Annotated in this window: 23 protein-coding genes and 1 tRNA gene; 6 read left to right on the top strand and 18 right to left on the bottom strand. The window is 62.8% G+C overall.

From position 1 onward, the window contains the following. Positions 1-185: 185 nt before the first annotated feature. Positions 186-347: a hypothetical protein gene (locus WD012_RS08355; protein ID WP_339563288.1), complete on the bottom strand. Its 162-nt coding sequence runs from the start codon at positions 345-347 to the stop codon at positions 186-188. A gap of 743 nt (positions 348-1,090) precedes the next feature. Beyond that, entirely contained in the window at positions 1,091-1,903 is an 813-nt protein-coding gene (locus tag WD012_RS08350; protein WP_339563287.1) for an HAD-IIB family hydrolase, read from the bottom strand. 68 nt (positions 1,904-1,971) lie between these two features. Between WD012_RS08350 and WD012_RS08345 the strand changes: the two genes are divergently transcribed. Continuing rightward, a complete protein-coding gene (locus WD012_RS08345; protein ID WP_339563286.1) occupies positions 1,972-2,403 on the top strand; it encodes a metallopeptidase family protein in 432 nt (143 codons plus the stop codon). Here the strand turns inward: WD012_RS08345 and WD012_RS08340 are convergent, their stop codons facing one another. Genes WD012_RS08340 through WD012_RS08330 form a run of 3 tightly spaced genes read right to left on the bottom strand, consistent with a single transcriptional unit; the run spans position 2,404 to position 7,456 of the window. Further along, on the bottom strand, positions 2,404-3,963 hold the full coding sequence (locus tag WD012_RS08340) for a DUF5719 family protein (protein ID WP_339563285.1): 1,560 nt from the start codon (positions 3,961-3,963) through the stop codon (positions 2,404-2,406). It lies immediately after the preceding gene. Further along, positions 3,960-7,109, bottom strand: coding sequence for a glycosyltransferase family 2 protein (locus tag WD012_RS08335; RefSeq protein ID WP_339563284.1), 3,150 nt, complete (start codon positions 7,107-7,109; stop codon positions 3,960-3,962). The genes WD012_RS08340 and WD012_RS08335 overlap by 4 nt, the downstream gene beginning before the upstream one ends. Positions 7,110-7,141: 32 nt before the next feature. Then, positions 7,142-7,456, bottom strand: a complete 315-nt coding sequence (locus WD012_RS08330) for a WhiB family transcriptional regulator (protein ID WP_339563283.1) — start codon at positions 7,454-7,456, stop codon at positions 7,142-7,144. Between the two features lie 313 nt (positions 7,457-7,769). On the opposite strand from WD012_RS08330, the gene WD012_RS08325 reads away from it, so the two are divergent. The 4 genes from WD012_RS08325 (at position 7,770) to WD012_RS08310 (ending at position 12,879) form a co-directional block, all read left to right on the top strand. Continuing rightward, positions 7,770-9,164 carry an LCP family protein gene (locus WD012_RS08325; protein ID WP_339563282.1) on the top strand — a complete coding sequence of 465 codons (1,395 nt, stop codon included), beginning with the start codon at positions 7,770-7,772 and terminating at the stop codon, positions 9,162-9,164. 64 nt (positions 9,165-9,228) lie between these two features. Then, a complete protein-coding gene (locus WD012_RS08320) occupies positions 9,229-10,536 on the top strand; it encodes an LCP family protein (RefSeq protein WP_339563281.1) in 1,308 nt (435 codons plus the stop codon). A 271-nt stretch (positions 10,537-10,807) separates the two neighbouring features. Then, a complete protein-coding gene (locus WD012_RS08315) occupies positions 10,808-12,526 on the top strand; it encodes an FtsK/SpoIIIE domain-containing protein (protein WP_339563280.1) in 1,719 nt (572 codons plus the stop codon). A gap of 74 nt (positions 12,527-12,600) precedes the next feature. Further along, positions 12,601-12,879: a WhiB family transcriptional regulator gene (locus WD012_RS08310; protein WP_015450379.1), complete on the top strand. Its 279-nt coding sequence runs from the start codon at positions 12,601-12,603 to the stop codon at positions 12,877-12,879. 76 nt (positions 12,880-12,955) lie between these two features. On the opposite strand, the gene WD012_RS08305 is transcribed toward WD012_RS08310, so the two are convergent. After that, positions 12,956-14,443, bottom strand: a complete 1,488-nt coding sequence (locus tag WD012_RS08305) for a sensor histidine kinase (RefSeq protein ID WP_339563279.1) — start codon at positions 14,441-14,443, stop codon at positions 12,956-12,958. 105 nt (positions 14,444-14,548) lie between these two features. Between WD012_RS08305 and trhA the strand changes: the two genes are divergently transcribed. Further along, entirely contained in the window at positions 14,549-15,445 is an 897-nt protein-coding gene (trhA, locus tag WD012_RS08300) for a PAQR family membrane homeostasis protein TrhA (protein ID WP_339563278.1), read from the top strand. A gap of 116 nt (positions 15,446-15,561) precedes the next feature. Here the strand turns inward: trhA and WD012_RS08295 are convergent, their stop codons facing one another. The 12 genes from WD012_RS08295 to WD012_RS08240 all read right to left on the bottom strand — a co-directional run bounded on the left by WD012_RS08295 (position 15,562) and on the right by WD012_RS08240 (position 26,892). Further along, positions 15,562-16,047, bottom strand: a complete 486-nt coding sequence (locus tag WD012_RS08295) for a GreA/GreB family elongation factor (RefSeq protein ID WP_339563277.1) — start codon at positions 16,045-16,047, stop codon at positions 15,562-15,564. A gap of 103 nt (positions 16,048-16,150) precedes the next feature. Further along, positions 16,151-16,558 (bottom strand): FKBP-type peptidyl-prolyl cis-trans isomerase, encoded by a 408-nt coding sequence (locus WD012_RS08290; RefSeq protein ID WP_339563276.1) that lies wholly within the window; start codon positions 16,556-16,558, stop codon positions 16,151-16,153. Between the two features lie 136 nt (positions 16,559-16,694). Continuing rightward, positions 16,695-18,155 carry an L-serine ammonia-lyase gene (locus tag WD012_RS08285; RefSeq protein ID WP_339563290.1) on the bottom strand — a complete coding sequence of 487 codons (1,461 nt, stop codon included), beginning with the start codon at positions 18,153-18,155 and terminating at the stop codon, positions 16,695-16,697. 159 nt (positions 18,156-18,314) lie between these two features. Continuing rightward, positions 18,315-18,881 carry a hypothetical protein gene (locus tag WD012_RS08280; protein ID WP_339563275.1) on the bottom strand — a complete coding sequence of 189 codons (567 nt, stop codon included), beginning with the start codon at positions 18,879-18,881 and terminating at the stop codon, positions 18,315-18,317. A gap of 136 nt (positions 18,882-19,017) precedes the next feature. Then, positions 19,018-19,218: a helix-turn-helix transcriptional regulator gene (locus WD012_RS08275; protein WP_339563274.1), complete on the bottom strand. Its 201-nt coding sequence runs from the start codon at positions 19,216-19,218 to the stop codon at positions 19,018-19,020. A gap of 286 nt (positions 19,219-19,504) precedes the next feature. After that, positions 19,505-19,585: transfer RNA gene (locus WD012_RS08270), tRNA-Leu, on the bottom strand. 94 nt (positions 19,586-19,679) lie between these two features. Beyond that, on the bottom strand, positions 19,680-20,711 hold the full coding sequence (locus WD012_RS08265) for a Ppx/GppA phosphatase family protein (protein ID WP_339563273.1): 1,032 nt from the start codon (positions 20,709-20,711) through the stop codon (positions 19,680-19,682). A 92-nt stretch (positions 20,712-20,803) separates the two neighbouring features. Then, positions 20,804-21,358: a DUF501 domain-containing protein gene (locus WD012_RS08260; RefSeq protein WP_422614392.1), complete on the bottom strand. Its 555-nt coding sequence runs from the start codon at positions 21,356-21,358 to the stop codon at positions 20,804-20,806. A gap of 144 nt (positions 21,359-21,502) precedes the next feature. Further along, on the bottom strand, positions 21,503-22,063 hold the full coding sequence (locus WD012_RS08255) for an FtsB family cell division protein (RefSeq protein WP_422614391.1): 561 nt from the start codon (positions 22,061-22,063) through the stop codon (positions 21,503-21,505). A 106-nt stretch (positions 22,064-22,169) separates the two neighbouring features. Beyond that, positions 22,170-23,471: a phosphopyruvate hydratase gene (gene eno / locus WD012_RS08250; RefSeq protein ID WP_033493101.1), complete on the bottom strand. Its 1,302-nt coding sequence runs from the start codon at positions 23,469-23,471 to the stop codon at positions 22,170-22,172. A gap of 609 nt (positions 23,472-24,080) precedes the next feature. Further along, a complete protein-coding gene (locus WD012_RS08245; RefSeq protein ID WP_339563271.1) occupies positions 24,081-24,908 on the bottom strand; it encodes a hypothetical protein in 828 nt (275 codons plus the stop codon). 997 nt (positions 24,909-25,905) lie between these two features. After that, on the bottom strand, positions 25,906-26,892 hold the full coding sequence (locus WD012_RS08240) for a DUF559 domain-containing protein (protein WP_339563270.1): 987 nt from the start codon (positions 26,890-26,892) through the stop codon (positions 25,906-25,908). Positions 26,893-26,951 lie beyond the last annotated feature (59 nt).

The following is a 26,951-nucleotide window of genomic DNA, read 5'->3' as shown; positions in this document are numbered from 1 at the left end:
TCATCTACAGCATGCTGCGCAACGGCACGCTCTACCAACCCGGCGGAACCCACATCACCACGACGACACCACCACGAACCGAGACACCCCCCGCACACGCCCCCAGACCACGACAAGACACGACACACCCCGGCACCAGACGCACTTGACAGATTACATAGGGACACCCCCCCCCCCACGCATCATCAGCCGGACCCGGCATGGGCCGCGGACGGATGGGGGCCGCGAAGCGGGGTATCGGCCAGGGCAAGTACCGCATGGACCGTGATGCCCGCCGATGTCAACGTCCCGACGCACGCGCGCATGGTCGAACCGGTGGTGATGATGTCATCAAGCAGCAGCACCATACCCCCTTCGAGCCGTCCGGTGCGATTCTTCAGACGGAACCGTTCATCGGCACGGTCGACACGTTGCCGCGCATTCGACAATTGCACAGACCGCTTGCGCCCACCCGCCTCGAGAGCATCGACAACCCGAGCATCCCTGCCGTGTTCTTCGCGCAACACCCGGCACACCCGTTTCGCCAATACTTTGACATGTTGCCTGCCCCGCGCCCGGGCCGAGGCGCGTGAGGAAGGAACCGGGATCACCATAATGGGACGCGTCGCGGACGCGGCACTCCCCCGGCACCGCACAACGGTCCGTATCCCCGAACCAAGGCCTACGGGCATACCGCTATCCGCCGCGTCAGCGTCAGCGTCAGCGTCAGCATCAGCGTCAGCCAATTCAAGAATCACGCGGGTAAGGCATACGGTGAACGGGATGTCGCATTCCCGGTCGTCATGGTCCTTCCACGCGAGCACCGCCGACCGGGCGGCCCCCGTATAGCGCGCGCACGCAACCGACCCAGCCGTGGCACCTGGCACGGGACGGGCCAACCGGTTGCAAAACAGCAGCCGGCAGCCGGGACACAGCACGGCATCAGGCAAGCCGCACCCGGCGCATCCGCGCGGCAACAGCACCAGGGCGGCCGGGGAAAGAAACAGCGAACCTATGTGCGCGCGTATATCCATGGCACGACCCTATCAGGCCCTGGATCGGCCCGGCGAGCCGACACCGGCCATGTGGTCGGAAGACAGATGGCGCGGGGTTACGCCGTGACCGGCAAACGGCGAATCAGCTCATCGCATACGAGCAGTGTCTCCTCAGGGCCGGAAACTCGGATCGCCATGGTGCCCGCCTTCACGGCCGGATAGTCGTTGCCGTCCGGATCCATGCGGTCGCCGACATAGACGACCTGCGACACCTGGATGCCCAAGGCGTCGGCGAAGTGCCGGACAGCGTACGCCTTGTCCACCCCGCGCAGGGATATGTCGACACTGGTGGAACCGCCGGAACGCACTGCCAAATCCGGGACATCGGCGCTGACCGCCTGCGCGAGACGGTTCTTCTTCTCGTTCGTGGGATCCCATGCCTCCTTGGCTTCCAGCGGGGCGGACTGCCCGAGCGCCGAGAACGTGATCTGGCTGCCACGGTCCTCGATACGCTCACCCCACACATGGGATTCCCAAATCCCCTGCTCCTTGGCATGCCGTTGCAAAGAACTGATGGCCTCGTCACGTTCGGCCGCACTGAGATTATGCTCATACACGCAAGCCCATGTGTCGCCATCCCAGTGGTAATACCTGGTCCCGCTGGTCGGCATCAGATGCATGTTCGCCTTGCAGGCCCGGTCATCGAGCATATCCAGGATCTGGCTGTGGACCAAGGAAAACTGGCCTCCGGTAATCACCGCCAACGGCAGGCGATGCGTCAGGGCGGTCAGGCAATCCGCCATATCCTGCGAGATCGGCTTCTTCGAACGGGCGAGCGTACCGTCAAGATCGAAGGCGATCGCCTTCGCCCGTGCCGTTACGATGTCGATATCAAGCCCGTTGCACGAGCGGATTGCGGTCACCGTCATGATTCCTCCTTGTCCATACGCATTGAGCCATCCTACCGCAATCCGTACCTCGGCATACAGTGGACGGCATGCTGCGAGCTCCATGGCAATCACACGTTTATCGCAATAGGCACGGCCGTGGGATGCGCACCCCGATGTTCGGCGTGCGCATCCCCAGATACCGGACCAAGAGCGGCATGTTCGACGATATGGTCGCCGCCCAGTTGCGTCGCCTGAGCGGGGCATGGCCGGACCTCATGCGCACGGTCCAGTTCGCGGTCGAAGACGTCCCGCCATCCGACCCCGCCCCATGGCAGACCGATCCGGACCTGTGCTCGCAATGTTTCGCGGCGGGCCGTGGAACACCGGCTCGCATCGTCCTGTACCGGATGCCCATGCAGATGCATGCCCGCACCCGCATGGACCTGCAGTTCGCCATTCGCGACGAGCTGGTCAGCCGTCTTGCCGAACTGTACGGACGCCGGCCCGAGGAAATCGACCCGGAGTGGGGGCTTGACTGATCAGCGGACGATCCGCTGATCGTTGACCGTCACCACCTCACGGCTCTGCGGCTCCAACGACGAGGCGGACAGGTAGGCCGCCTGGGCGATATTCGCCTTCGACAACGCGCCACTGGTCAGGCGTGCCCCCCAGACCACGGGCGCCGCCGAGCTCAACGTCACCAGTTGGGCACCGCCGATATCGGCAGGGTCGACGCTCACCGCCGACGTCGAAGGAATATCCAGGCGCTTCGCCCCCACACGCCTGCCGCTCGCGTCATATCCCCGGACGGTGACGCTTGCCTGCGAGTCCGAGGTATTGACGAAGTCAAGCTGGGCGGACATCGACGTGGGAACCGCCAACGCGGCATGCCGCTGAAGTGAACGGCCCGGAATACACGCGATATCCGCTTGGCCGGAAGTCCCTTGGCTCACCGTCGACTGCACCATGATCGGCGTCGAGGCATTCGCGATGAGTGCCAGTGTACCGTCAGGGGCCTTCCCCAAGTCGACAGCCGAAACCCGCCGTGCCGAGACGGAAACCGTCTGCGCCTCGACTTTCCCGTCTGCGGTGGCCCATGACAGCGTCACCGTCGCGCTGTTGTGTGCATACACCAGGGCGGTCACATCGTCGCCCCCGTTCACGCCGGGCATCGCCAGATTGTCCGAAGACTCGCCCAACGGCGTCACGATATCCGAACCTTGCGGTTTCAGCCCGTTCATGCGCACCACGTTGACGATGGCGGCGACCGGCGTCTCCTTGCTCGATACCGTGACATAGACACCGTCCTGCCCCGGGGCGGCCGCGGCGACATCCCACGTCGACTGTCCACCTGCGGGCACGGTCAGCGTGCTTCGTGTGGACAGGGACAGCGCCCCGGCATGCTTGGTGCCGTATACGGTGATGTCCAGGGAAGTCGCCTTCTGGGACGGGTTGGCAACGACCAGCTGTTCGGTCACGCCGGTATCGGTCGCCGGCAGCAGGAACGTATTCGACAGCGCGGTGGTCACACAGGAGGCGGCGGATACGCCCCGGATATCCCCGGTAGTGGCCCATGTCGCGACCGCGCCGGAAACACCGGTGCCTGATTTCGCCTCAAGAAGCCTGGCGTCGATATATTGGGCGTGCTTGGAGACGTCACCGGCGAGTGTCTTGATATTCGCGGAATCCAACGCATCGCCGTCGGAAAGCTGCTGCACGCTCGCGTCCTGCCCGGACGCCAGCGGATAGTCGTACACGTCGGCGGAGTACACCGAGCCAAATGCCGCGTACAGCGCCGAGGACGCGATATCGCCGGTGGTCGCCTGGTATTCGCTGTCGCCGAAATCCGCATCGTCCGCCAGGGTCATCTGCTGCGGGCAGTACAGGCCGTATTCCGTCTGGCTGACCCGTTGGAGCATCGAGGCCCCGGTCACCGTGGGCTTGTCGACCAGCCATCCGACCGGTTTGAGCAGCACCAGCGCCACCGACAATGCCACGATCAGCAAGGTGGTCACCAGTACCACGATGATCCGGCGAACGTTTGCAGCCCGTCGATGTCCGGATTCCAGACGACGGCGATCAGCGCGTGTGTCGCTCATGCTTCCTCCTCATCATCGCGCATCAGACCGGAACCAGGTCGCGGGAGCGCGACAAGGCAATAGCCCACGATAGTAATCACAAGGCACCATAGCCAGACATGACGCCAGATGCTTGCCTGCGCCCTGCGCTGCCATGCCGTGTCGATGTGCTGTGTCGCATCCGCGCCGCTGTTCATGGAGATCCGGTAATACGTACCGCTGTCGGCGCTGACGACGGTCTGGACGCCATCACATGCGGTGATGTTCGCGATCAAACTCGCCGTGGCGTTCTTCGCCGCCGCGTCGCCGGTCCCGGACACTACATAGATGCCGCCGAATCCGAGCTCCCCGATGGCGGTGATCGCGGTATCATCCGAGCCTGACAGCAAAGCGGCACCGGCCTTTGCCAGGGTCTTCGCCGCGTCGTCCGATTCCCCGGAGACGATCTGCGCCCGTCTGGCAGGCGACGCGTCAAGCAGATCCCCCTTGGCGGTACGCATGACCGCATACTCGATGGAGCTGTCGGTACGGGCCCGCAAGGCGAGAATACGATTGTCGCCGTTCTTCTTCAGATAATCCACAGCCACCGCCGGCAGCCCTCCGGTGCTGGCTCCCGCATGCTGCGTAGGGCTGGCCAGCACGGCGAAGCACCCCCAAGCGGCGGCGACGGCAGCCATGACGACAACCAGCAGTCCACGCGCGCCACGTGCCACAGACGTGGTATGCCGTGACTGCCCGGGCTGGGCGTGAGCCGCGGTCTCCTCAGAGCCCAGTGACGTGCGCAGGGGGCGGAATCGCTGGACTGCGCCGCCTGCGACCAGACAGACACAGGACAGCAACGCGACCATGGCCAATACCATCCCCGGCAGCACGGAACCCGCGACCTGGCCGTCGGCGTCAACAGCCACGGCCACGCGTGATGACACCAAGGACAATACCGCCCCGCATACCGCGACAATCCACATCATTCTCGACGTGCGCAATGCAAACGGCAGGAACAGCGATATCACCGCCAACCCGGCGACCAGGAGCATGGCGAGCACGACCCCGACGCGAGCTATGGATTGCGGGGCATCGACGCGCCAAGCCCCACCCGAATCCAGACCGAATGCACGGAATACGGCCTGTGCGAGGCTCAACGCGGCAGGGCCGCCGTTGACCTGGCGGATCGGAACGGCGATATCGCCGAACAGCTGCCGCCACATGCCTCGCGACCCATAGTGGATCGAGTTCAGCAGGGTCGGGGCCACGGCGAACGCCGAGGGCACGGGAATCAGCAGCAGCATCGTGCGATGGTCCGGCACCATGGCGAGAAACACGAGGAAAGCGACCGCCAGAGCGAGCAATGCCTGGGGTTCCGAGAGCACCACGACCACGAAGCACAGCGCCGCACACGCTGCCGCCTGGACCGATGCCTTCGGCTTCATCGGGTCTTCGGTGCGGTACATGCCGACCGCCCGGAACACGAAGGCGAACGCTGCCGGCAAGAACACCATCATGGTGAGCATCGCCAGGTTCGCCGACTGGTACAGCCCCAGCGCGGCGGCGAATGCGACCCATGACAGGCCTCCTGCGATACGCACGGCATCAGAGCGGGTGAAAATGCCGGCGAGCGCCCAGAACGACAGTGCCGCCAACGGTGCGGAAAGGCAGTAAATCAGGCTCAGCGCTGTCGATACATGGCCGAACGTGGGTATCGAGGCCACCATGAGGACCAGCAGCCAGGGTGTTGGCGGCGCCGAACGGCCGATGCCATCGCCGAACACCCACTGCGTGGTGGCTGATTCGACGAGTTGGCGCCATGGCGCGTCCGTCGGTAGCCATTGGTCGGAGTAGAGTGTCCCACCCATGGCCAGCGATCGGATGAGCTGCCATTGGGTGGCGATGATGACAGCGGCGGCCACGATCATCATCACTGTGGCCCCTATCCAGCGTCTAATCCTGCGTCGGCGCAGATGCGCCTTGGCCAGGGGGCTGAGCAATATCATGCGGCGCTGGCTGTCCATCGCGTTGCGCCGGTCCCGCCAACGGGCGACCTGCTGCCGGTCGGCGACGAGTACGCCCAGTCTTGCCGGCGCGACCTTGGTCTGTCGCGCTACTTGGCGTCGTGCCGCGATCGCCCCGGGGAAGGATAGGACGGCGGACCATGGCATGATCAGTTCGCTGACGGCGTCGCGCGGCTGTTTGGCGAAGAGTTTCGTTACGGCCCTGCCAATCGCCGCCGGAATGCTGCATATCCACCACAGCAGCCACCACAGCAGCCGGATATCGGTATAGGCGTACCGTTGTTCGGCCCGCATCCGCGGCAGCGAGGTGTTCTGACGATCCTCCTCTTCGAGGATCTGGCCGTTTTTGGTGCGGATCCCTTCGAACCGTGCCCTGCGGTGTGCGATTCTCGCACGTGGGACAACCACGACACGACCGCCGCTGAGGCATACGCGCCGGCAGAAGTCAGCGGATTCTCCGAAGGTGCCGAACCATGGGGATATGCCGTTGAGGGTGCGCAGGGTATCAACGGGGACGAGGGCGCCGGCGAGCGAGACGGCGAAGACGTCTTGGCGGCCGTCGTACTGCTCTTGGTCGGGTTCTCCGTCCACGACGAGGGTGTGCAGGCGGTGATGTCCTGCGTATTTGCCGACATCGTGCAGGTTCACGCCCGTCCAGTCAAGCTGCTTGGCTCCCAGGATCGAAGCCGTCGGGGCATTATGCCAGGTCTCGAGCAGGGATTCCAGGCACTGGTTGTCCGCGGGGCGTGAATCGTCATGGAGCATCCATAGGCAGCGCACGCCGGGGTCGAGCCCGGCGGATGCCGTGGCGAGCGATACCGCTTGCGAGAACGATCTGGCGCCGGATACCGGCACGATGCGTACATCCACCCGTTTGGTATCCGGCAACCGTGTGGCGGGGCCGGACGGCATCGGGATCACATCGAATGATGTCTGGAGCGGCTGTGGCAGGGAGCCGGTGCAGTCGGCGATGACGATGACCGATGGCAACATGCGCTGTGCGCATACCGCCGATAGTGTCGACGGAAGGAATCGCCGGTCTTCCTCGACGGTGATGACCGCCGCCACCGAGTCGTCGACATCCTGGCGATGCGTGTACGCGCGTGACGCCAGGACACCGGCCACTACCTGTTCGATGTCGCTGCTGCCTGTGAAATCCATAGTTCTATAGTGTACGCAAGGGTGCGTAAGCCTCAGGCGCAGCGCCGCCCCTTCTTGTACTGGCGACGTTCCCGTTCGCTCATGCCGCCCCAGATGCCGAATCGTTCATCATGGTCGATCGCCCAGTCCAGGCACTGTTCGCGTACTTCGCACAACTCGCACACGCGTTTGGCGTCTCGCGTTGAACCGCCTTTTTCCGGGAAGAACACTTCCGGATCGGTCTGCGAGCACAATGCCCGATGCTGCCATGACGACGAATCGGCATCGCCGAACAACCCCCAGGCGTCATGTAGCGTAGGTGAATCCGCGGCGCCGTTACCGTCGGAAACATGGGACGCATCCCACATAGTTCTCCTCCTTGACCTTCATTTGTCAACCAGTGTGTTTCCCCACACTACACGCCTTTTGCCCGGTTTTTCAAGCTTCCTGCACGTCAAGGCCCCCTTCGTGCACCCCCGGGCGCCTCATGGCAGACACTCCTTCGCCGGCGCCCAGCAGGGCCGCAATGCACCGGAGTTGTAATGAAACCGTCGAGAATCGTCGCCTGCCACAGACCTGTTCCCGGATTCATCATGGCGACGGTCTACAATCTTTTGGGTTAGAAGTACCAGACAGTCCACCGCTCGGCTCAGGCTGACACGCACACAGGAAGGTCCACGCGTGACATCTCATCGCAGCAACAAGAAGCTTCCCAATCTCAACGGTTGGAATCAGCCCAAGCCGCGCCACAGTCTCGGGTACCGGGCCCGCCATCAGGTACGGTCCGTGGTGACTGGCGCGGTCGCCGCCGTCCTGGTGTTCGCCGGCAGCGCCGCCGCGGCGACATGGTATGACTTCAGCCACACCATCGACGTGAACAAGATCTCGATCATCCCGCAGAAATCCGGAAGCAAGGAGGACACGGTCGTCGACCCGAACGCGGGACAGGTCATCAACATCCTGGTATTGGGGCAGGATACCCGCTCCGGCGATGCGAACAAGGCGCTCGGAGGCCCCGGGGAGGCGGAGAACCACCAGTCCGACACGGCGATGGTCCTGCAGATCAGCGCCGACCGCTCCTATATCAATCTGGTCTCCATCCCCCGCGATTCGATCGTGAACGCGCCGAGCTGCCAGACCACCAAGGGTACGGTGCCGGCACGCTATAACGTGATGTTCAACTCGATCTTCGCCACGGCATACGCCAAGGGCGGCGATCTCGCCTCCGCCGGCAGCTGCACGATGGCGGCGGTCAATTCACTGACCGGGCTGGATATCAAGAACTTCGTGATCGCCGATTTCGCAGGCATGCGCGATATGATCGACGCGCTCGGCGGCGTCGACCTGTGCATTCCCGTCGCCACCAAGGACGAAACCACCGGTATCGACCTGCAGCCCGGCCTGCAGCATCTTGACGGGACCACCGCCACCGAATACGCGCGTATGCGCCATGGCACCGGCACCGACGGCTCGGATATCATGCGCACCACGCGCCAGCAGTACCTGGTCAAGGAGATCATCAAGGAGGCGTTGTCGAAGAACCTGTTCACCCAGAGCTCGCAGCTCTACCAGCTGGCGAAGACCGCGCTGAGCGCACTGAACATCAGTTCGGGGCTTGCCAGTGCATCCACCCTGGTCGGCCTGGCCATGAGCATGAAGGATCTTGATCCGACCCACCTGTACATGCAGACGATTCCGGTGACCTCATGGTCCAAGGACATCAACCGGGTGGTGTGGGCGTCGAACGCCGACGAGGTATGGGAGAAACTGCGCAAGGAACAGCCGCTGACCCAGACGGACTCCTCCGCTTCCTCCGACGAGTCGTCCGAATCCAGCCCGAGCAGCAGCCCGTCCGCTTCGGACGACACAGCATCCGCTTCGGCGTCGCCGAGCGAGACGGTCGACCCGACCACCGGCTTGATCACCAAGGCGGACGGCACACTGGTCGACCCGAACACGGGCGGCATCGTGAACAAGAAGAACGGCACGATCACCGACCCGACCACCGGCCAGTATCTGGGCATCGCGGACCGGTATCTCAATGCCACGGTATGTGCGGTTAATGCGGAGGAATGAGCCGAATCACGCAAGGAAAGCCCTCGCTGAGTAACAGTTAGCACGTACGCGCACAGGAGGTCATATGGCTCAAGGATCATCGCAGTGGGATGCCGGCAACAGCCAGCCGCCCAGTTTCTTGCCTGCGGGGACCCCGAAACATCATGTGCGCCCGGATACCATGGCCCAGCCGGCTACAGGCCAGGTCGTCCCCCCCAGTTTCTCCCCCGCCTCTGAGCGTTCGTCAGGCTCGAGATCGTCTTCCTCCATGTCACGGGCCGGCGCAGAGGCGGATTACTACGATCGTGCGAGCCGCCAGCCGGCACGGGTCTCAGGCGGCTCGTCACGCAACGCGACCAACGACGAGCACGTCTATACCGCTGCCGGCCGGTCGCCCCGACCATCGGGCAGCGGCCCCCGGCCTACCCGGACGCGCGGCCATATCAACGCCGCCAAAGTGCTGAGAAGGCTCATCGCCATCATCTTGGTGGCGGTCATCGCCGCTGCGGTGTTCGCATACAGCTGGGTGAACAGCAACCTGAACAAGTCCTCGTGGCTCAGCGACAAGGACCGTGGGCAGGCAACCTCATGGCTGGTGCTGGGGTCCGATGAACGTGACGGCTCGGTCCACGAATCATACGATGTCACCGGTACTCGCACAGATACGATCCTCGTCCTGACCAAACCGAAGAGCGGAGCCAGCTCGCTGATCTCCATTCCCAGGGATTCCCTCGTGAAGATCGACGGCACGTCGATGAAGATCAACGCGGTGTACCAGCTGTATGGCAAGAAGCAGCTGGTAAGCACCGTCGAAGATATCACCGGGCAGAAAATCGACCACGTCGCCATGGTCAAGTTCGGGGGCGTCCAGCAGGTGGTGGATGCGCTTGACGGGGTCGAATTATGCTACGACCATACGGTCAACGATTCGAATTCCGGTCTGGTATGGCAATCCGGGTGCCATACGGCGGACGGCGGCACAGCGCTCGCGTTCTCGCGTATGCGCTATTCCGATCCGGATGGCGATTTCGGTCGTGCCGCCCGGCAACGCCAGGTCATCGCCGCCATCATGAAAAAAGCGACGTCCCGTTCGACGCTCACGGATTTCGCCACCGCCACGAAGGTCGCGAAAACCGCGTTGCAATCCGTCAGCGTAGATAATGACACCTCGCCCGCCACCCTGCTGTCGATGGTCATCGCGTTCAGGAACGCGTCAAGCTCCAAGGGGATCACCGGAAGCCTGTACTGGACCAATCCAGGGTATTATGTTTCCGGGGTCGGTTCGTGTGTTCTGCTCGATGACGATAAGAACACCGCCCTGTTCAGTGAACTTGCCGCCGGCACGCACGCGCCCGGCAATGTCGGCACACTGGCGGAATCCTCGTCCAGCTGACACCGGCGCATAGTCAGCGGCGCTCTGCGGCGGTGCCGCCCATATACGCACTTCCGTCCACATTCACGTCACCGGTTGCTTTCCGGGGCGTCCTCCCCTCATGCTGAGGGGTATGCATATTTACGACGATTGTACGGATCAATCCACCGGTGGCAGTAAGCGCCGCCGCAGGAGGAAGGCACCAGGTGCCGGACGGCAGGCCGTCAGGGACAGGAGGCGCCGCATCCTGCTGGTTTCCAGCGCGTTGGCCCCGGCCGCCTCACAATGCGCGATGGCGATCATCATGGGCATCGAGGGACGCTGGCCGCTGGTCATGATGTTCATTCCAGGATTGTTCGGCTGTCTTGCCTCTGCAGCCTTGCTCATCGACGGCATGCGTAACGAAAAAGAGCGGGAGCATATCGCCGCTCAAGTGGCATCCGGACAGGCATCGCCATGCCCTCGCCCGGCACCGCAACCAGGCGATCTGCCTCAGCCGCCGACGCTTGAGGCCTTGCTGACGACAGACAGCGGACAGCTATCGTGGCAATCATTCGTGCGGGGCTGGCTCGCCGGCCCCCGCCTGGCAGTGCCGGTCGGATACGGCGATGGCGGCGGGGCCATACTGCTCGACATCGGCAGGCAGGGGCCGCACGCGCTCGTGGCCGGCACCACAGGCTCAGGCAAGTCGGTCCTGTTGCAGGCCTGGTGTCTTGCGCTTGCATCGGCCAATCCCCCGTCGAGGCTGAACTTCGTGTTCCTGGATTTCAAAGGCGGTGCCACCTTCCGCCATCTTGCCACATTGCCGCATTGCGTGGGCAATGTATGCGACCTTGATCTGGCGCATGCCACGCGCGCGCTGCTTGCCCTGGAGCGCGAACTGCGCCGGCGTGAACAGCTCGTCGCCCAGGCGGGCTGTGCATCGCTGGATGATCTTGACGCTCCCCCACCTCGACTGGTCATCGTAGCCGACGAGTTCCATGCGGTCCGTGCGATGCTGCCCGATTATCTCGACCGTGTCACCCGCGTCACGTCGCTCGGCAGATCCCTGGGTATGCATCTGATCGCATGTACGCAGAACCCGCTTGGGCAGGTCAGCGCCGAGATGAAGGCGAATATCAGCCTGCACGTGTGTCTGAGGGTCAACGACGTCATGCAATCCAGCGAGATGCTCGGCTCCGGTGCCGCACAGGCGATCAGTCCCCGCTGCCCGGGCGCGGCGTACTGTTATGACGGAGAATCCCTGCAACCGTTGCGATGCTCGGAAGTCGGCGATATCCGGCGGCTGACCCGGCATATCACATTGGCCTGTCGCTTTTTCAGCGGCACACGGCCCGCCGCGCTGTTCTTCCCTCCCCTGCCCAGGACGGTCGACGCCATCCCCACGCCGCTGGCGGCTGGTGCAGCGGCAGACGACAGCGGTGCCCCGGTCATTCCCATCGGTATCGAGGACGATGGAACGGCATGGCATGCCGCGGGCCTGCGATTGCATCACGGCAATATCGCCATCATCGGACGCTCGGGAGGAGGAAGAAGCACCCTGCTCAGCCTGCTGGCCAGGCAGGCACGCGGCAGGGGCATGCGTGTCGTCGATCTGTGCGACGGCCCGAGGCACGGGCCGCCGCCGCTCCCCCTGGCAGGGGAAAACCTCCGAGGGGAAAGGCAGTTGTGGGTGGCGGACGACGCGGACGACCTACTCGACCCGTTGAACGGCGACCCCACCGCTGTCAGGCTGCGCGCCGCGATGCGCGACGACAGCACCGTTGTCGCCATCGTCGCGGGAACGACACGCCATATCGGCATCCAGGATGCCGCGACCAGGGTGATTTTCCCGACGGGCGACCGTGCGCATGACATGATGCTCGGTATCCCACCGGCTGTCCTGTCCAAGTTCGAACGCGATGATTACGCCACTTGTGGAAGATGCGTGGTGCTTGACGGCGCGAAGGCGGGGATAGTACAGTGTTTGCGATACCAATATCCACAGAATGATGACAATTCTCTGGGCTGAACCTCTTGAAAAGTCTTCGGTTTCGTGATTATCTGGTACTGGTTTTCATTTGGCACGAAGGAAGGCGACAAGCAATGAGCAGTGCTTATGACTGGCGGGCAAAGGCCGCATGCCGCGACAAGGACCCGGAGCTGTTCTTCCCTGTTGGCAATACGGGCGCGGCCTACCAACAGATCGAAGAGGCGAAAGCCGTCTGCCGTACCTGCAAGGTTATCGATGCGTGCCTCAAATGCGCGCTTGACACCAACCAGGATTACGGTGTTTGGGGAGGTCTGAGTGAAGACGAGCGCCGGGCGCTGAAACGCCGGGCGATGCGTGCGCGTCGTTCGCAGAACATGCAGATGCAGATCTGAGTTCCAGTCACGACATCCAGTTTTCCGGAGCCGGCCATACCCATGTGTGGCCGGCTCCGGTGTTTTCCGTGCCGGGTTACTCGGCCTGCGCGGCACGCAGGTTGATGCTCACCTCGACCCTGGTACCGCCTCCCTCACGCGGTTCCCAATGGACGCTGCCGGCGAAATCGTTGGTGACAAAGGTATTGATGATCTGCGTGCCGAGCCCGGAACCGGAGGACTTCGCCATACCGTGCTCCTCCTCGGCTTCGAGACCGGAACCGTCATCTTCGACAGCGACATCGAGATGTGTGCCGTCACGATGCACCCGGATGAGGATATGGCCGGAGTCCTTGTGTTCGAAGCCATGCTCGATCGCATTGGTCACCAATTCGGTCAACACCAAGGACAACGGCGTGGCGTCCTGCGCCGGCATCAGCCCGAACGACCCGTCGAACGCGATATCGATATGCTGGTCGCTCATCGTGGCCAGGTCCACACTCATCCTCAGCAGCTTTGGAATGACCTTGTCGAAGTCGACGACCTCGTCGGCGGTCTGGCTCAGCCCCTCATGCACCATGGCGATGGTCTGCACGCGGCGTTGCGCCTCGGCGAGCTCCTTCTTCACCTCCTCCGACTTCGTCTTGCGCGCCTGCAACCTGAGCAGCGCGGAAATCGCCTGGAGATTGTTCTTGACCCGGTGATGGATTTCGGAGATGGTGGCGTCCTTGGTCTGCAATTCGACGTCACGGCGGCGCAGCTCGGTCACGTCACGGCACAGGATGATGGCGCCGACACGGCCGTTGGCGTCATACAACGGCATCGAACGCATCGAGACGGCAGAGCGGTTCGCCTCGAGCTCGGAATCCGCGGCGGCCTTGCCACTGAGCACGAGCGGCAGGCTCTCGGGGAACGTGTCATTGGTGTGCAGCAGTTGTGTGCCGACCTCGCTCAGGTATTGTCCCTGCATGGTGGACAGCGAGCCGAGCCTGCGGAAGCAGCTCACCGCATTCGGTGCGGCATAGCGTACGATGCCGTCGACCGTGAGGATGATGAACCCGTCGGCCACGCGCGCGTTGTGACGCTGGTTCATCACCGGGTCATGATAGGGGAACTGGCCGCGCGGAATCATCTCATACAGCTGCTTGCCGGCATTGATGCTTTCCGACTCATATCGCCCGTTGGATTCCCGCGTGGCCATATTGGTTTCGCGCACGACGAGACCGAGCGTCTTGCCGTTGTGCCTGACCGGCGCGTACACGTTGCACACCGTCGACTTGCCGATGCTGCGCATCACCGTGGAACGGAAGATCGAGGTCGAACGCATCGCCGCACTAAGCTCCCCGGACAGCTCCTCGTCGACCTCCTTGCCGACGACGTCCTCGCTGCGCAATGTCATCACCGTGGAAGGGCGGCACTGGTCGGCGACGATGAATTTGCCATTCGGCATTTGCAAGATAAGAAGGAGGTCCGCGAAACTGAGGTCCGCGACGACCTGCCAATCGGTGACAAGCTGATGAAGCCATTCGCGGTCGCTATCGTCGAAGTCCGTTCGCTGAGCAAGGATCTGCGTGAATTCTGCCATAGTGTCCATGATACGCATCGCAGGCGAATCCGGTGCGGCAAGTTGACAAATCCGATACTTACGATAACGTAGGTTACGTCAGCGTAACCTTAAGGATGTGAGGTCATGGACAAGCAAGAAGAAGCCGCCATCGAGACCCGGCGGCGCGAACGGCGCGACACAGTCGCCGAAGCCGATTACCGCGCCAGGCAGGCCAAAGCGAAAGCCATCCGGACGCACGCCCATGCGAAAGCGGACAGCATCCGCGGCAAGGCTGACGCCAAAGCGGAACGGGTCATCGCCAAGGCCGAAGCGAAAGCGGCGAAGATCGAAGGCATCACCGTCCCGCAAATCAAGAAGAAGGTCCGTCTGGATGTCCATGGGCGCCCCAAACCGCTCATGCGCGGCTGGCTGCACGCCATCGCCGCCCCGCTGTCTTTGGCCGCCGGCATCGTCCTGATCTGCCTGGCACACGGCACAGGCCTGAAATGGGCGTGCGCCGTGTTCATGACCTGCTCGCTCGTGCTGTTCACGAACTCCGCGGTCTATCACCTGGGCGACTGGTCACCCGCAGTGACCAACGTGCTCAGGCGCATCGACCACGTCAACATCTTCCTACTCATCGCCGGCACCTATACACCGGTCTCCTTTGCATTGCAGCCGCGCATGCGCGACATCATCATCGTGAGCATGTGGGTGTGCACGGCGGTCGTCATGATCATCCACGTCATCTGGATCAACGCGCCACGCTGGCTGTACGTGCTCGTCTACATCATCTTCGGCGTCTCCGGAGTCGCCTACATGGGACTGTTCTGGGTCTCCCCGGCAGCCGGGCCCGCTGTCGTGGTGCTCATAGCCTCAGGCGGCCTGTGCTACATTCTGGGCGCCATCGTGTACGCCCTGCGCAGACCCGACCCATGGCCCAAGGTCTTCGGGTTCCACGAGATCTTCCATCTCGGCACCATCGCCGGATACGCCTGCCACATGGTGGCGATCTACATGGTGATCTGCAACCTGCGCTAGCAGACGGCGGCCGCATTCCCGGACGAATCCGGGGATACGGCCCTCCAGTACGCTTGTGGCCCGGTACGCATCAGCGCACCGGGCCACAAGCGTATCCTCCGGACGACACCCGGGCCTTATGCCTTGAGCGGCTCGGCATCCTTGATGGTCACGGAGATCCGGCGGCCGGTCGGCGTCGCATACGTCACCGTGTCACCGGCCTTGGCGCCCATAATGGCCGCACCAATCGGCGATTCCGGGCTGATGACGTCATAATCGGTCGCGACGGCGATATCGCGCGAACCAAGCACGTACGTCATCTCCTTGCCGGCCAGTTCAAGCGTCACCACCGAACCGTTACCGACCGTCCCGGCCTTCGGGGCCTGAAGGATCTTCGCGTTGCGCAGTTTGACGGTCAGCTCGTTGATACGGCCCTCGTTCTTGCCCTGCTCCTCGCGGGCCGCCTGATAGCCGCCGTTCTCCGACAGGTCGCCCTCGGCGCGCGCCGCTGCGATACGCTCGGTGATCTCATCGCGATACTGGCCCTCGCGATACTCGAGCTCCTGCTTCATCTTGTCGTATGCTTCCTGCGTAAGCAGGATCGTCTTTTCTTCCTCGGCCATTGTTCCTCCTGACCTTGATGACCGGCACACGCGACGACACCCGCGCGAATGTGCCATTACACGAAAAAGCGCCGGCGATCACCGGCGCCCGGACGGATGCGCGTCAGCGCGTCGAGATGATGTCGATGACGAACACGAGGGTATCGTCTCCCCCGATGCCCGCCTGCGGGACGCCCTGGGCACCATAGCCGTAGGACGGCGGGATCGACACCACGAGACGGGAACCGACATTATGGCCGGGAACCGTCATATCCCATCCACGAATCACCTGGCCCACACCGATACCGAAGCTTGCCGGCTGGTGGCGTTCGAAGCTGGAATCGAACGGCGTATCCTTGCCCCAGACAACGCCATGGTAATTGACCGTCACCGTGTCGCCACGGCGGACCATCGGGCCGTCACCTTCCACGATCTCGATCGACTTGAGCCCCACCGGCGGCTTATCCGTCGGAAAAGCGATCGCCGGCGTGACGCCGAACTCAGCGTTGACCTCGGGCATATTGCTGACCATGCTTGCCTCCTTGATGCCTCGACTGTGCCCTCCGCTCGGACCCCATACACAACAGGATCATCGGCACAATGTCACTTAGATTAGCACGCTTTGCGACGCTTCGCAGGGCTGGGTCGCGTTCGCGCGGTTCGCCGGATCAGCATTCCACGACATTCACCGCGAGCCCGCCCTCGGCAGTCTCCTTGTATTTGGACATCATGTCCTCGCCGGTCTGTTTCATGGTGCGGATCGCCTGGTCCAGCGTGACGATATGCGAGCCGTTGCCGAGCATCGCGATACGCACGGCGTTGATCGCGGTGTTCGCCGCCACGGCGTTGCGCTCGATGCAGGGAATCTGCACCAAGCCGCCGACGGGGTCGCAGGTGAGGCCAAGATTGTGTTCGATCCCGATTTCCGCGGCGTTCTCGACCTGTTGGATGGTTCCGCCGATCACCTCGCACAATCCGGCCGCCGCCATCGAGCAGGCCGAGCCGATCTCCCCCTGGCAGCCGACCTCGGCGCCCGAAATCGACGCGTTGCGCTTGAACAGGTAGCCGATCGCCCCGGCGGTGAGCAGGAACCGGACTACGCCGTCCTCGTCGGCGCCATCGACGAAATGCCAGTAGTATTCCAGCACTGCGGGAATGATGCCGGCCGATCCGTTGGTCGGCGCGGTGACGACCCTGCCGCCGCCCGCGTTCTCCTCGCTGACGGCGAGCGCGAACAGATTCACCCAGGCTGCATCCGAGGATTCCAGGACGACGTCGATGCGGTGATGGCTGCGGCGCAGCACATCCCCGGTCGACATGAGCAGACGATACATACCGGCGGCGCGTCGTGGCACGTCAAGGCTGCCAGGCAGAACCGGCTCGTCACTGCTACACCCCGCCTGCACGCACTGGCCCATCACCTCCCAGACGGCAAGCAGCCTGGCGCGCACGTCACTGGCCGGGCGTATGGCTGTCTCGTTCGCCCAGATGATGTCGGAAATCCGTTTATGCTCGCGCTGACACAGGGTCACCAGCTCCTCGCAGGTGTCGAAATGGTACGGGGCGTTGTCGGCAAACCTGGTGGCCTGTTCCTCGCCACTGTCGGCGAACACCGTGCCGGCGGGCGGGCGGTCATGGATGCCGATAAGCATGTCTTCCGGGTTTCCCCGGACAATGAACCCGCCGCCGATCGAATACCATACCTGCTCGTCGAGCAGGTTGCCCTCGGCGTCGAAGGCCTGGAAACGCATGCCGTTGGGATGCGCGGCGAGGCGTTGCCATTTCTCGAGGACGATATCCCTGTCCGGGTCGAAGGCGATTCGCTTGGCACCGGGCAATACCAAGTACCGTGACCTGGTGCATTCCTCGCGATTGTGCCGTAGGTACACGGTATCGACCGAATCCGGCATATTGCCTTCCAGACCGGCGATCACCGCACGGTCGGTGCCGTGGCCGAGACCGGTCAGTGACAGCGAGCCGTACAGGATGGTCTTCACACGCGCGACCTGATGCAGGATCCCCGAGCCGCGCAGCGAACTGGCAAACCTGCACGACGCCTTCATGGGACCGACCGTATGGGATGAGCTGGGGCCTACACCGATGGTGAACATGTCAAGCACGCTGAACACCATGGTCACCTCCGTTTTCAATATCGCAGCGCAGGACAATCCAATCGATGTTCCTCCGCGCCGCACGCCGGCAAGTCATGTCATCGGCCGGTATGCCGGCCGCCTGCCAACCCGAATACGCAGCCCAGGCAGGCGACTTGGCTATTTCCTCGGCACAACTCAATAGAGTAGCGCTGCCATGTGTACGGCGAAAAACACGCCGAACGCGGCGAACAGCAGGGTGCAAGCGAACAGGCCCCACACCCAGGTGCGCAACGCTGCGAGGCGTTCGCCGAAAGCGGATGCGCAGAAGAATGAGGCCAGGCCGACAGCCGCGCAATTGAAGGCGATCGAGCCCAGTTGCGCACCGCCTAACGCCGCATGGCCGAGCGGCACGATGACCGAATTCAGCACCGCGGCGAATACGAAATACCCCCATATACCGAACAGCACCAGACCGAACAGGGCGGCGATGACGGGCCGCCACGCCCGTGGCACCTTCTTCGAGACCTTGCCGGCCGCCCACAACGCCGCGAATCCGACCGTATAGGCGAACACGACCGAAAGCAGCCCGGCGACCGCGGACCACGGCACCAGCGCCAGCGTATGGAAGGACATGCCGACATACAGCGGCGAGCACAGGATCTCGCCCAGACACAGCACCAGCGCGACAATCACCGCCTGCGCGAAGATGACTGGTACGTGACGGCTGCCGTCGCGAGCGGGACTGTTCGTCTGTTTGACCATGATGTTCCTTTGCGTGTATCTGATCTGTTCTGAGCGAGCTCGGCATGGTTTGATGTTGCTTCGTCTCGCTCTATTGCGATTGATGGTACTTGTCTTTGCTTGACAATATCGGCTTGTCTTCCTGTTTGCGGCGGTTTCAACCCCTCGAGCGCGGCCGTCCTCCTCCGACACCCCTGCCAGGCCGGGCGGCGTTCCATGTTTCGATGGTCTCGCGCCTCCAGCCTCGCGTTCTGCCGATCATGGCATCAGGCTCCGGCAGACGATATGCACTCACTGCCGCCGAACTGATACCGAACAGCTGCGCCACTTCAGTAACTGACAGATAATGCTCGGTCATATGTGCTCCTCCGTGCGACTATCGTGTCGCACAAGACGCCGGTAGCCGTGCTGATATTACCCTATGAACGGTAATCTATCATCGCGTGCGACACCACTGCCACACGCCGGCAGGATATCCCGCGAGAAAAGCCGCAGACAGGACGTATCTGTTCGTCGTGTGACAGGATGATGGCATGGCAGCTTGTTTTGCGTCGCCGCACGTGTTGCCGAGTGCATATATCCCCGCACGGCACAGCAGATAGCGCAAACGGAACCCGCCGTCGCCGACGGGTTCCGCTGTACCGTGCCCCCTGCGGGAATCGAACCCGCAAGCCAAAGGCGATGGATTTTAAGTCCACTGCGTCTACCAATTCCGCCAAGGGGGCAACTGTTCCATGCTAGCATGCGGGCTGACAGCGCGGCGCCGATACACGCATCACGACATACGACACGCGACTTGCGGCTCGCAGGACGTGGCGCTCAGCGTGTAGCGAGCAGCCGCCGGCCGTAATCCAGCACGATGCCGTCGAGCAGACCGTGTTCGCTGGCGACGAACGAGTCAATCGCCGTGCCGTGATCTTCCTGCGCCGCTTGCGAGACACGGGCGAGCACACGGCTCCACACCAGCGCGCCGCCGCCGACCACATCGATCCTGCCCGGGTGGATGGTCTTATAGGCGCGCCGTTCCTCGCGTGTCATGCGCAGGAACCGGTCATCGACCGCGTACGCGTCCTCGAGCGACAGGCGCCGGCCGTCTACTGCGGAATGATCGTATTCCTTCAGGCCGATGGCGAGCGCGGTCATCGTGGTCACCGTGCCCGACACGCCGATGATGGTGCGGGTCTTGCCCGCGGGAACCGTGCGGAAGGCTTCGTCGATATGCTCGTCGATGTCGGCGATCGCCTCGTCGATCTCCTGCTGGGTCGGCGGGTCGGTGTGCAGATGGCGTTCGGTCATGCGCACCGAGCCGATATTCATCGAGAATGCCGCCTTCACGCTGGTTTCGGTCTGTTCGTCTCCGCCGCCGAGTACGAGCTCGGTGGACCCTCCGCCCAAGTCGACCACGAGATACGGCGGTTCAAGCTCACCGCGCGGTACGACACTGGTTGCGCCCAGGAAGCTCAGCGCCGCTTCTTCGGTGCCGGGAATGACTTCCGGCCGTACACCGAGGATGCGCTGGATCTCGTCTTCGAATGCCGCACGGTTCTCGGCGTCGCGGGTCGCGGATGTGGCGACGAAGCGAAGCCCGTCGACCGGATGCTCCGCGAGGATCTGCGCGAATTCGTGCGCCGCCGCGTACGCGCGTTCCAGCGCCTCATCGGCGAAACGGTGGGTCTTGTCCACGTCCTGGCCAAGCCGGACGACCCGCAGGACGCGCGGGACGATATCCTCATACCCGTTGGCGTCGACGCGTGAGATCTTCAGACGGATGGAATTCGTCCCGCAATCAATGCCGGCGACCGTCACCGACTTCCCCGTACCGCCTTGCTGTTGCGATGCAAGCTGTGCCATATGCTTCCTTTCCCTATGTGTCCCTGTGTGTCCTTGTGTGCCGGCCATCTGTTGCCATCGAATGCGATGATGGATCGTTCGCGCGCCTGTGACTATCGTTCCTGCGACAATTGCGCGATCTGCCCGTCATCTACGACCGTAGTACAACGGCAGACCTCGGGGCTGAATTCGTCGCGGATACGTTCAAGGGTCATATCGCCGATCGGGTTGGCGCCACGACCCATGACCAGTGTCTGCGCGAGCAGGGCGTGGAGGCATTTGACGCGCGTTGGCATACCTCCGGCGCTGATGCCCGCGACATGCTCCTCGCTGTCCCCGAGCCGCTCGGCGAGCTCATGCCGGAAAGCGAGATACCGCAGGTGCGCTATGCCATAGGCTTGGGACAGCTCCGCATCTTCACCCAGCTGTTCGTTGAGTTGCTTCATCACGCCCGTTGCCTCGACATGGGATACCGCCTTGACCGCTTCAGGGCTGGTCAGGTAGCAGGTCGTCGGGAACGGGATGCCACCCGGCAGCAACGGCCGGGTCAGTACCGCCAATGGCCGGCCGCATACGCAACGGGCGCCGACCGCGACCATGCCACGCGGGAATCGGCCGAGCTGCAGGTTGACGGTCGCGATGTCCCTGGCTGTCGGCGGCTGTGCCATCAGGCGATCAAGCAGCGTACGGGCTTCCTGCTCGAGCTGTCGCTGGGTGGGGGTTGCTGTCGCCGGTGTCATCGGCATGGTGTTCCTCCTGTTGGTGCCGTCTTGATTCACTTGCTTGGTGTCTGGGTTCACGGGATGGCCGCCTCACTGCGCCGATGATGATGCGGAAGGCGATGGCGAGTTGGACGTACCAGCGGATGGCGACGAGCCGGAATCGGAAGTCTCTCCAGTCGAGGATGAGCCCGAAGCGGACTTGCCTGACGTATCCGCCTGTTCGAACGCGTACGCGAGTTCCTTATACCACGGCAATGATGTCCGCTCGTCCGAGGTAGCCGCACTGTCGCCGCTCTTCGTGCCGGTTGACCCGGTCACCGCCTCGGGATGCTCGACATGAACCGAGACCTCACCGGGAAACACGAAGCCGAGACGCTCACGCGCCTGCGCGGTGACATACGCCTTGTCATCCCAACGGGCGATGTCGTTTTCAAGATCCTGCTTCTGCGCTTCGAGTGAGGCCTCCTGTTTCTTCAGCGCGTTGAGTTCGGACAGGTTCACCGCGTAATCATGGAATGTGGATACCAGCTGCATCAGGCCAATGATCACGATGATGACCGCCAGGAAGAACGAAACCGGTCCGCTGTTCATATGCTTCTTGTTCGGCTGTTGCGTACGCTGACGCGTCGGTTTTCGCGAGCTGGTTGTCATATTGACGAAAATACCCGCCGCATTCGACTTGCGAACACGGCGGGTATCGAGTAATGCGCGGCACGTCTACAGACATGCCGTCAGCACACTGCCGGTGAGGCTAGGCTCACTTGGCGATGTACTTCTTGCAGGCCTTGAAGGCGCTGTAGCCGGCGTACTGGGCTTCGGAACCAAGCTCGTCCTCGATCTCCAGCAGGCGGTTGTACTTGGCGATACGCTCGCCACGGGCCGGGGCACCGGTCTTGATCTGGCGGGTGTTCTTGGCGACCGCGAGATCGGCGATGGTGGTGTCGGAGGTCTCACCGGAGCGGTGGGACACCATGGAGGTGTAGCCGTTCGCGGTGGCCAGCTCGATGGCGTCGAGGGTCTCGGTGACGGAACCGATCTGGTTGAGCTTGACGAGCAGGGAGTTCGCCGCGCCCATGTCGATGGCCTTCTGCAGGCGAGCCGGGTTGGTCACGAGCAGGTCGTCGCCGACGAACTGGAGGCGATCGCCCAGACGCTTGGTGATGGCCGCCCAGTCGTCCCAGCCTTCTTCCTGGAACGGATCCTCGATGGAGACGATCGGGTAATCGTTGATCAGCTGCTCGTAGAAGTCAAGCATGTACTCGGCGTCACGCTCGCCGCCTTCGAAGTGATACTTGCCTTCCTCGCCCTTGCCGTAGAACTCGGAGGAAGCCACGTCGAGACAGATGCCGATCTGCTTGCCAGGCTCATAGCCGGCGTCCTGGATGGCCTTCATGATGTAGTCGAGCGAATCGCGGTTCGACTTCATCTTCGGAGCGAAGCCGCCCTCGTCGCCGAGACCGGTGGACAGGCCGTCCTTCTTCAGCTCGTTCTTCAGGGTGTGGTACACCTCGACACCGGCGCGCAGGGCCTCATGGTAGGTGTCGAAGCCGTACGGGGAGATCATGTACTCCTGGATATCGGTGGCGAAGTCTGCGTGAGCGCCGCCGTTCATGATGTTCATGTTCGGGACCGGCAGGATGTGGCCGTTGGTGCCGCCGATGTAGCGGTACAGCGGCAGGTCCGCGGACTCGGCGGAGGCATACAGCGCGGCGAGGGACACGCCGAGGATGGCGTTGGCGCCGAGCTTGCCCTTGTTCGGGGTGCCGTCGAGCTCGATCATCGTGTCGTCGAGAGCACGCTGATCGGCGGCATCCATGCCGATGACCTTCGGAGCGATGACTTCGTTCACGGCCTTGACGGCGTTGAGCACGCCCTTGCCCTGATACCGGGACTTGTCGCCATCGCGACGCTCCCAAGCCTCTGCGGCACCGGTGGAGGCGCCGGACGGAACCAGGCCGCGGCCCTGTGCGCCGTCTTCGGTCTCGAGATAGACCTCGACGGTCGGGTTGCCACGGGAATCAAGGATTTCGCGCGCGTATACGCTTTCAATTGCTGCCACAACTACTCCTTTTGCTCAGGTTGTGATGACACTGTCAAGGATAGTGGAATTGTTGGACGATATCGCCGATTTCACTCACTGTTTCCTGTGAGCGTTCACAGCCGCGTGCGAGATAGCCAGCAAGGATGCCGGGGCGACGATATGACCATCGCCTTGTGCGATACGGTAGCATCCGCGGCCGGTGCGCAAGATGCGGATGTCTCGGAATCCGGCCTTGCAACGGTTACGACTGTGCAGGGCGCGCCTACGGGCCGCTCTTCGGACGGCTCTTCGGAGACTGCTACGGGGCTGCTGTTGAGAGTGCTGTTGAGGCTGCCGCGGACGGTTCCGTGAATGGTTCCATGGATGGGCCCATGGGTGATGCGGCCCGATCGGGGACACGGCTCGGATTGCGCGGGCACGCACGGCTGATCGAACATCATGGCGGTTCAATGACTTGGGATCAGGCCGACGGAAGCTTCAGCCTCGAAGCGGCGATCCCCTTGCACGATGATGCCCGGTGATGCCAGTGAAGCCGTTCGTAGCGACCGTCACTGACAACCGGTTGCCCTCGGGCTTGTGCCGGCAATCACCGGGATTCGGCCGCCGGCACAGGCATGGTTGCCGTCATCAGATTGTGCGCGAATATTCGACGATACGCCCGGTGACGTCTTTGAGATAGTCGATGGAACGCGCCCAATCGCCGGGAACCTCGATGGAGTGGTTGGCATCCTGGTACGTGCATACCCGTTCGGTGAGCAGATGCGCCTTGGACCCGTCGAAATACGGGTCCGCCGTACCCGCGCAAATCAGCGGTTTCGGCGCGCGTTGCGCACCCGGCAGCGGGGCTGGGATCACCGACTTGTGCACGTCGAAGGGCGGCGGGTTAAGCACCGGGGTCAGCAGCGCGACATGCAAGCCTTCCCTCGCCGCGTGGGGGAAGGATAGCGTGGACAGGGATTTCGTGACCACCAGCAGCTTCGGGGTGGATTCCGCGCGGACGGCGGAACCATCGGCGGGATTGTCGGCTGGACCGTCAGAATCGGCCAAATCGCCAGAATCATTGAGAGCAGCGGAATTGTCAGCGATATCCTGTGCCTTGGCATTGCTGTTGCGGGCATCATCAGGCAGAAGCTGCGCGGCGGTGTGCGCACGGGCGATCGATTTCGCCTTCCACACGTCGATGACCCGCTCCATGCAGGCAATCATTTCGGGAAATTCAACGTCTTCGGTCAGGGTGAGCGCCAGACGGTCGACGTACCAGCCCTCGGCGGCGAGCGCTTGTGACGCCCAGTACAGGAGCGGACGATCGACGGTATAGCCGATGCCCGGCATGATCAGTGCGTGTTTGATGGTTTCGTCCGGTTTGACGCGGTTTTTGCCCCATGGGGTGAGCGCGGGGATGACGTTGCGCCATTCGTTCGTGGATGGCGTGATGCTGTTTGTGTTGTGTTTCATGGCGCTTCCAGCTTCGCGCGATGCTTCGACAGCGGCGTCGCTTGCGATGGCAGGCTCCTGTCGCTTTCCGCGATGTGATGCGACTGCTCAATCACACAACAGCATGATTCGCCCCGGCTGCAATGGATTGCTTAGCCTATCCCAGCCGCGGTGCGACTGCGCAATCACATAGCGGCACGGTATCGCAGGTTCAAGGTCGTTCTCCCCTGCTATCGCGTCGCCATGCGACTGGGTCGGTCACACGGCGACGGAATTGTGCGAAAGGCCTCAGCGGTCTGGATTATTCTCCATGCGATGTGACACGCCAATCGCACGGCATGGGGATGGCGTCTGCCCGACACTGATAATAGGAGAATCCGACCACCGTGCGACATATGAATCACACAGCATGCAGATAGGGCTCTCCTGACGCTGGGGCGCGAAGACACCCTCACGCCATGCGATATCCGGGTCGCACAGCAGGCAGATATCAGGCAAGGTCGCCACAGGTACAGCGCAATCTCTTCACTGTGTGCCACAGCAATCGCACAACAACAAGGTACCGCATGACTACGGGAGATTGATGCTCGTATTCGGGGATCGCTGCGACACTCCAATCACACAGCGGCCGGATAGGTGGCGCAGAAGCCGATCTTCGCTGCTATCGCGTCGCCACGCGACTGGCCGGTCGCACCACGGGCAGATACACCGCTACCCGACAGGCCAGCCGTGCGGGCCGACGTGCTGTGCGGCGCCGGTGTCGCACAGCAAGCGGGAACCGCGGTGTGCCAGACCCTCCAACCGGGCGTTTCGCTCCATCATGCACCGCAATCGGCACACATCTGAGCGATAATGCCCACCGGCACGCCGCAATACCATGAGCCCCGGGCCATGTCAGTCACAACTTGCGTCGTGTACGCCCCGAATCACACCGAGGCCATAGCTCTTCCGCAAGACTAATCACAGGCGCGGCACGTCCTCATGAGTGCACATGAACACCATGCATACTTATGCGGGCTCAAGGACGTGTCCCGCCCCCACCGTCGGAGCGCCGCCATCGAATCCGGCGGCCATCAGTGAGCTGCCGGTTCGTCCTCCTGGCCGACAACGTGACCTGGCAGCCCGAGCGGGACAATCTATCCGCCACGCTGCGAACAAGCCGGCGCCGGGACGCTTCATCGCGCAGATCCTTGTTCGTCACACTCACATGCATCCAGTGGGCGTCCTCGATCGCCTTGAGCCTGGCCTGGTCGGCTTCCCACTGACCGGCATGGTGGGCGCCGTCGTATTCCACTGCGACTTTGGCGTCCGGATATGCCAAATCCAAGAAATACCGGGCGTAATGCTGGGGTATAGCCAGCTGATAGTTCACGTGCGCTTCAGGCAGCCCGTAACTGTCCAGAAGCAATCTCAACTCGGTTTCGCGGAACGAATCGGTGTTGTCCCGGACCAATACCGAGGCGCGACGACACTTGTCGAACCCGGATGGAAGGCTGCTGCGCCCCGCCAATCGTGACTCGTGTTGGAAGTCACTGATCAACTGCGCCAGTTCCCGCGAGGAGAACCAACGCTGATCGGCGTCGCGACGTGTCATCGCATCGCCGATCTTGACGAGATCGGCAATCGACGCCTTGCGCGCGAGCATCAGCCATGCGATGTCCGGCGTGACGAACCGGATGCCGTCCACCACCATGATTCGCATCGGGTACCCCCACACCATGAACCGCACTCCCCTGATATGGCTGCGGACGGCAGGATCAGGCACGATGACGGCCAGGTCATCATCGTGATCGAGTTCGACAGGCACATCAACACACGCGAGTTTCAGCGCGGTCGTCGACGCGAAGATCAGCGGCCTGCCGGACCGTGACTGTACTTGTTTGCATCGCTCGAGCGTCACGGCGAAGACACGGGCGAGTCTTTCGCCGGTCGGTTCGACGCCTTGACGCGGTTTCAATCCACACGCCTGCTGGAGCAGACCGGACAACTGTGTTACCTCATTCATGTTGCCGACACTACATGATGCACTCCGGTGCCGGGCAAGTCACGAAAGGGAATGTGGAT

The organism is Bifidobacterium thermophilum (genome assembly GCF_037482445.1).
GTDB classification, from domain to species: Bacteria; Actinomycetota; Actinomycetes; order Actinomycetales; family Bifidobacteriaceae; genus Bifidobacterium; species Bifidobacterium thermophilum_B.
The sequence above is the reverse complement of the archived record's forward strand: the minus strand, read 5'-3'. Positions and strand labels throughout refer to the sequence as shown.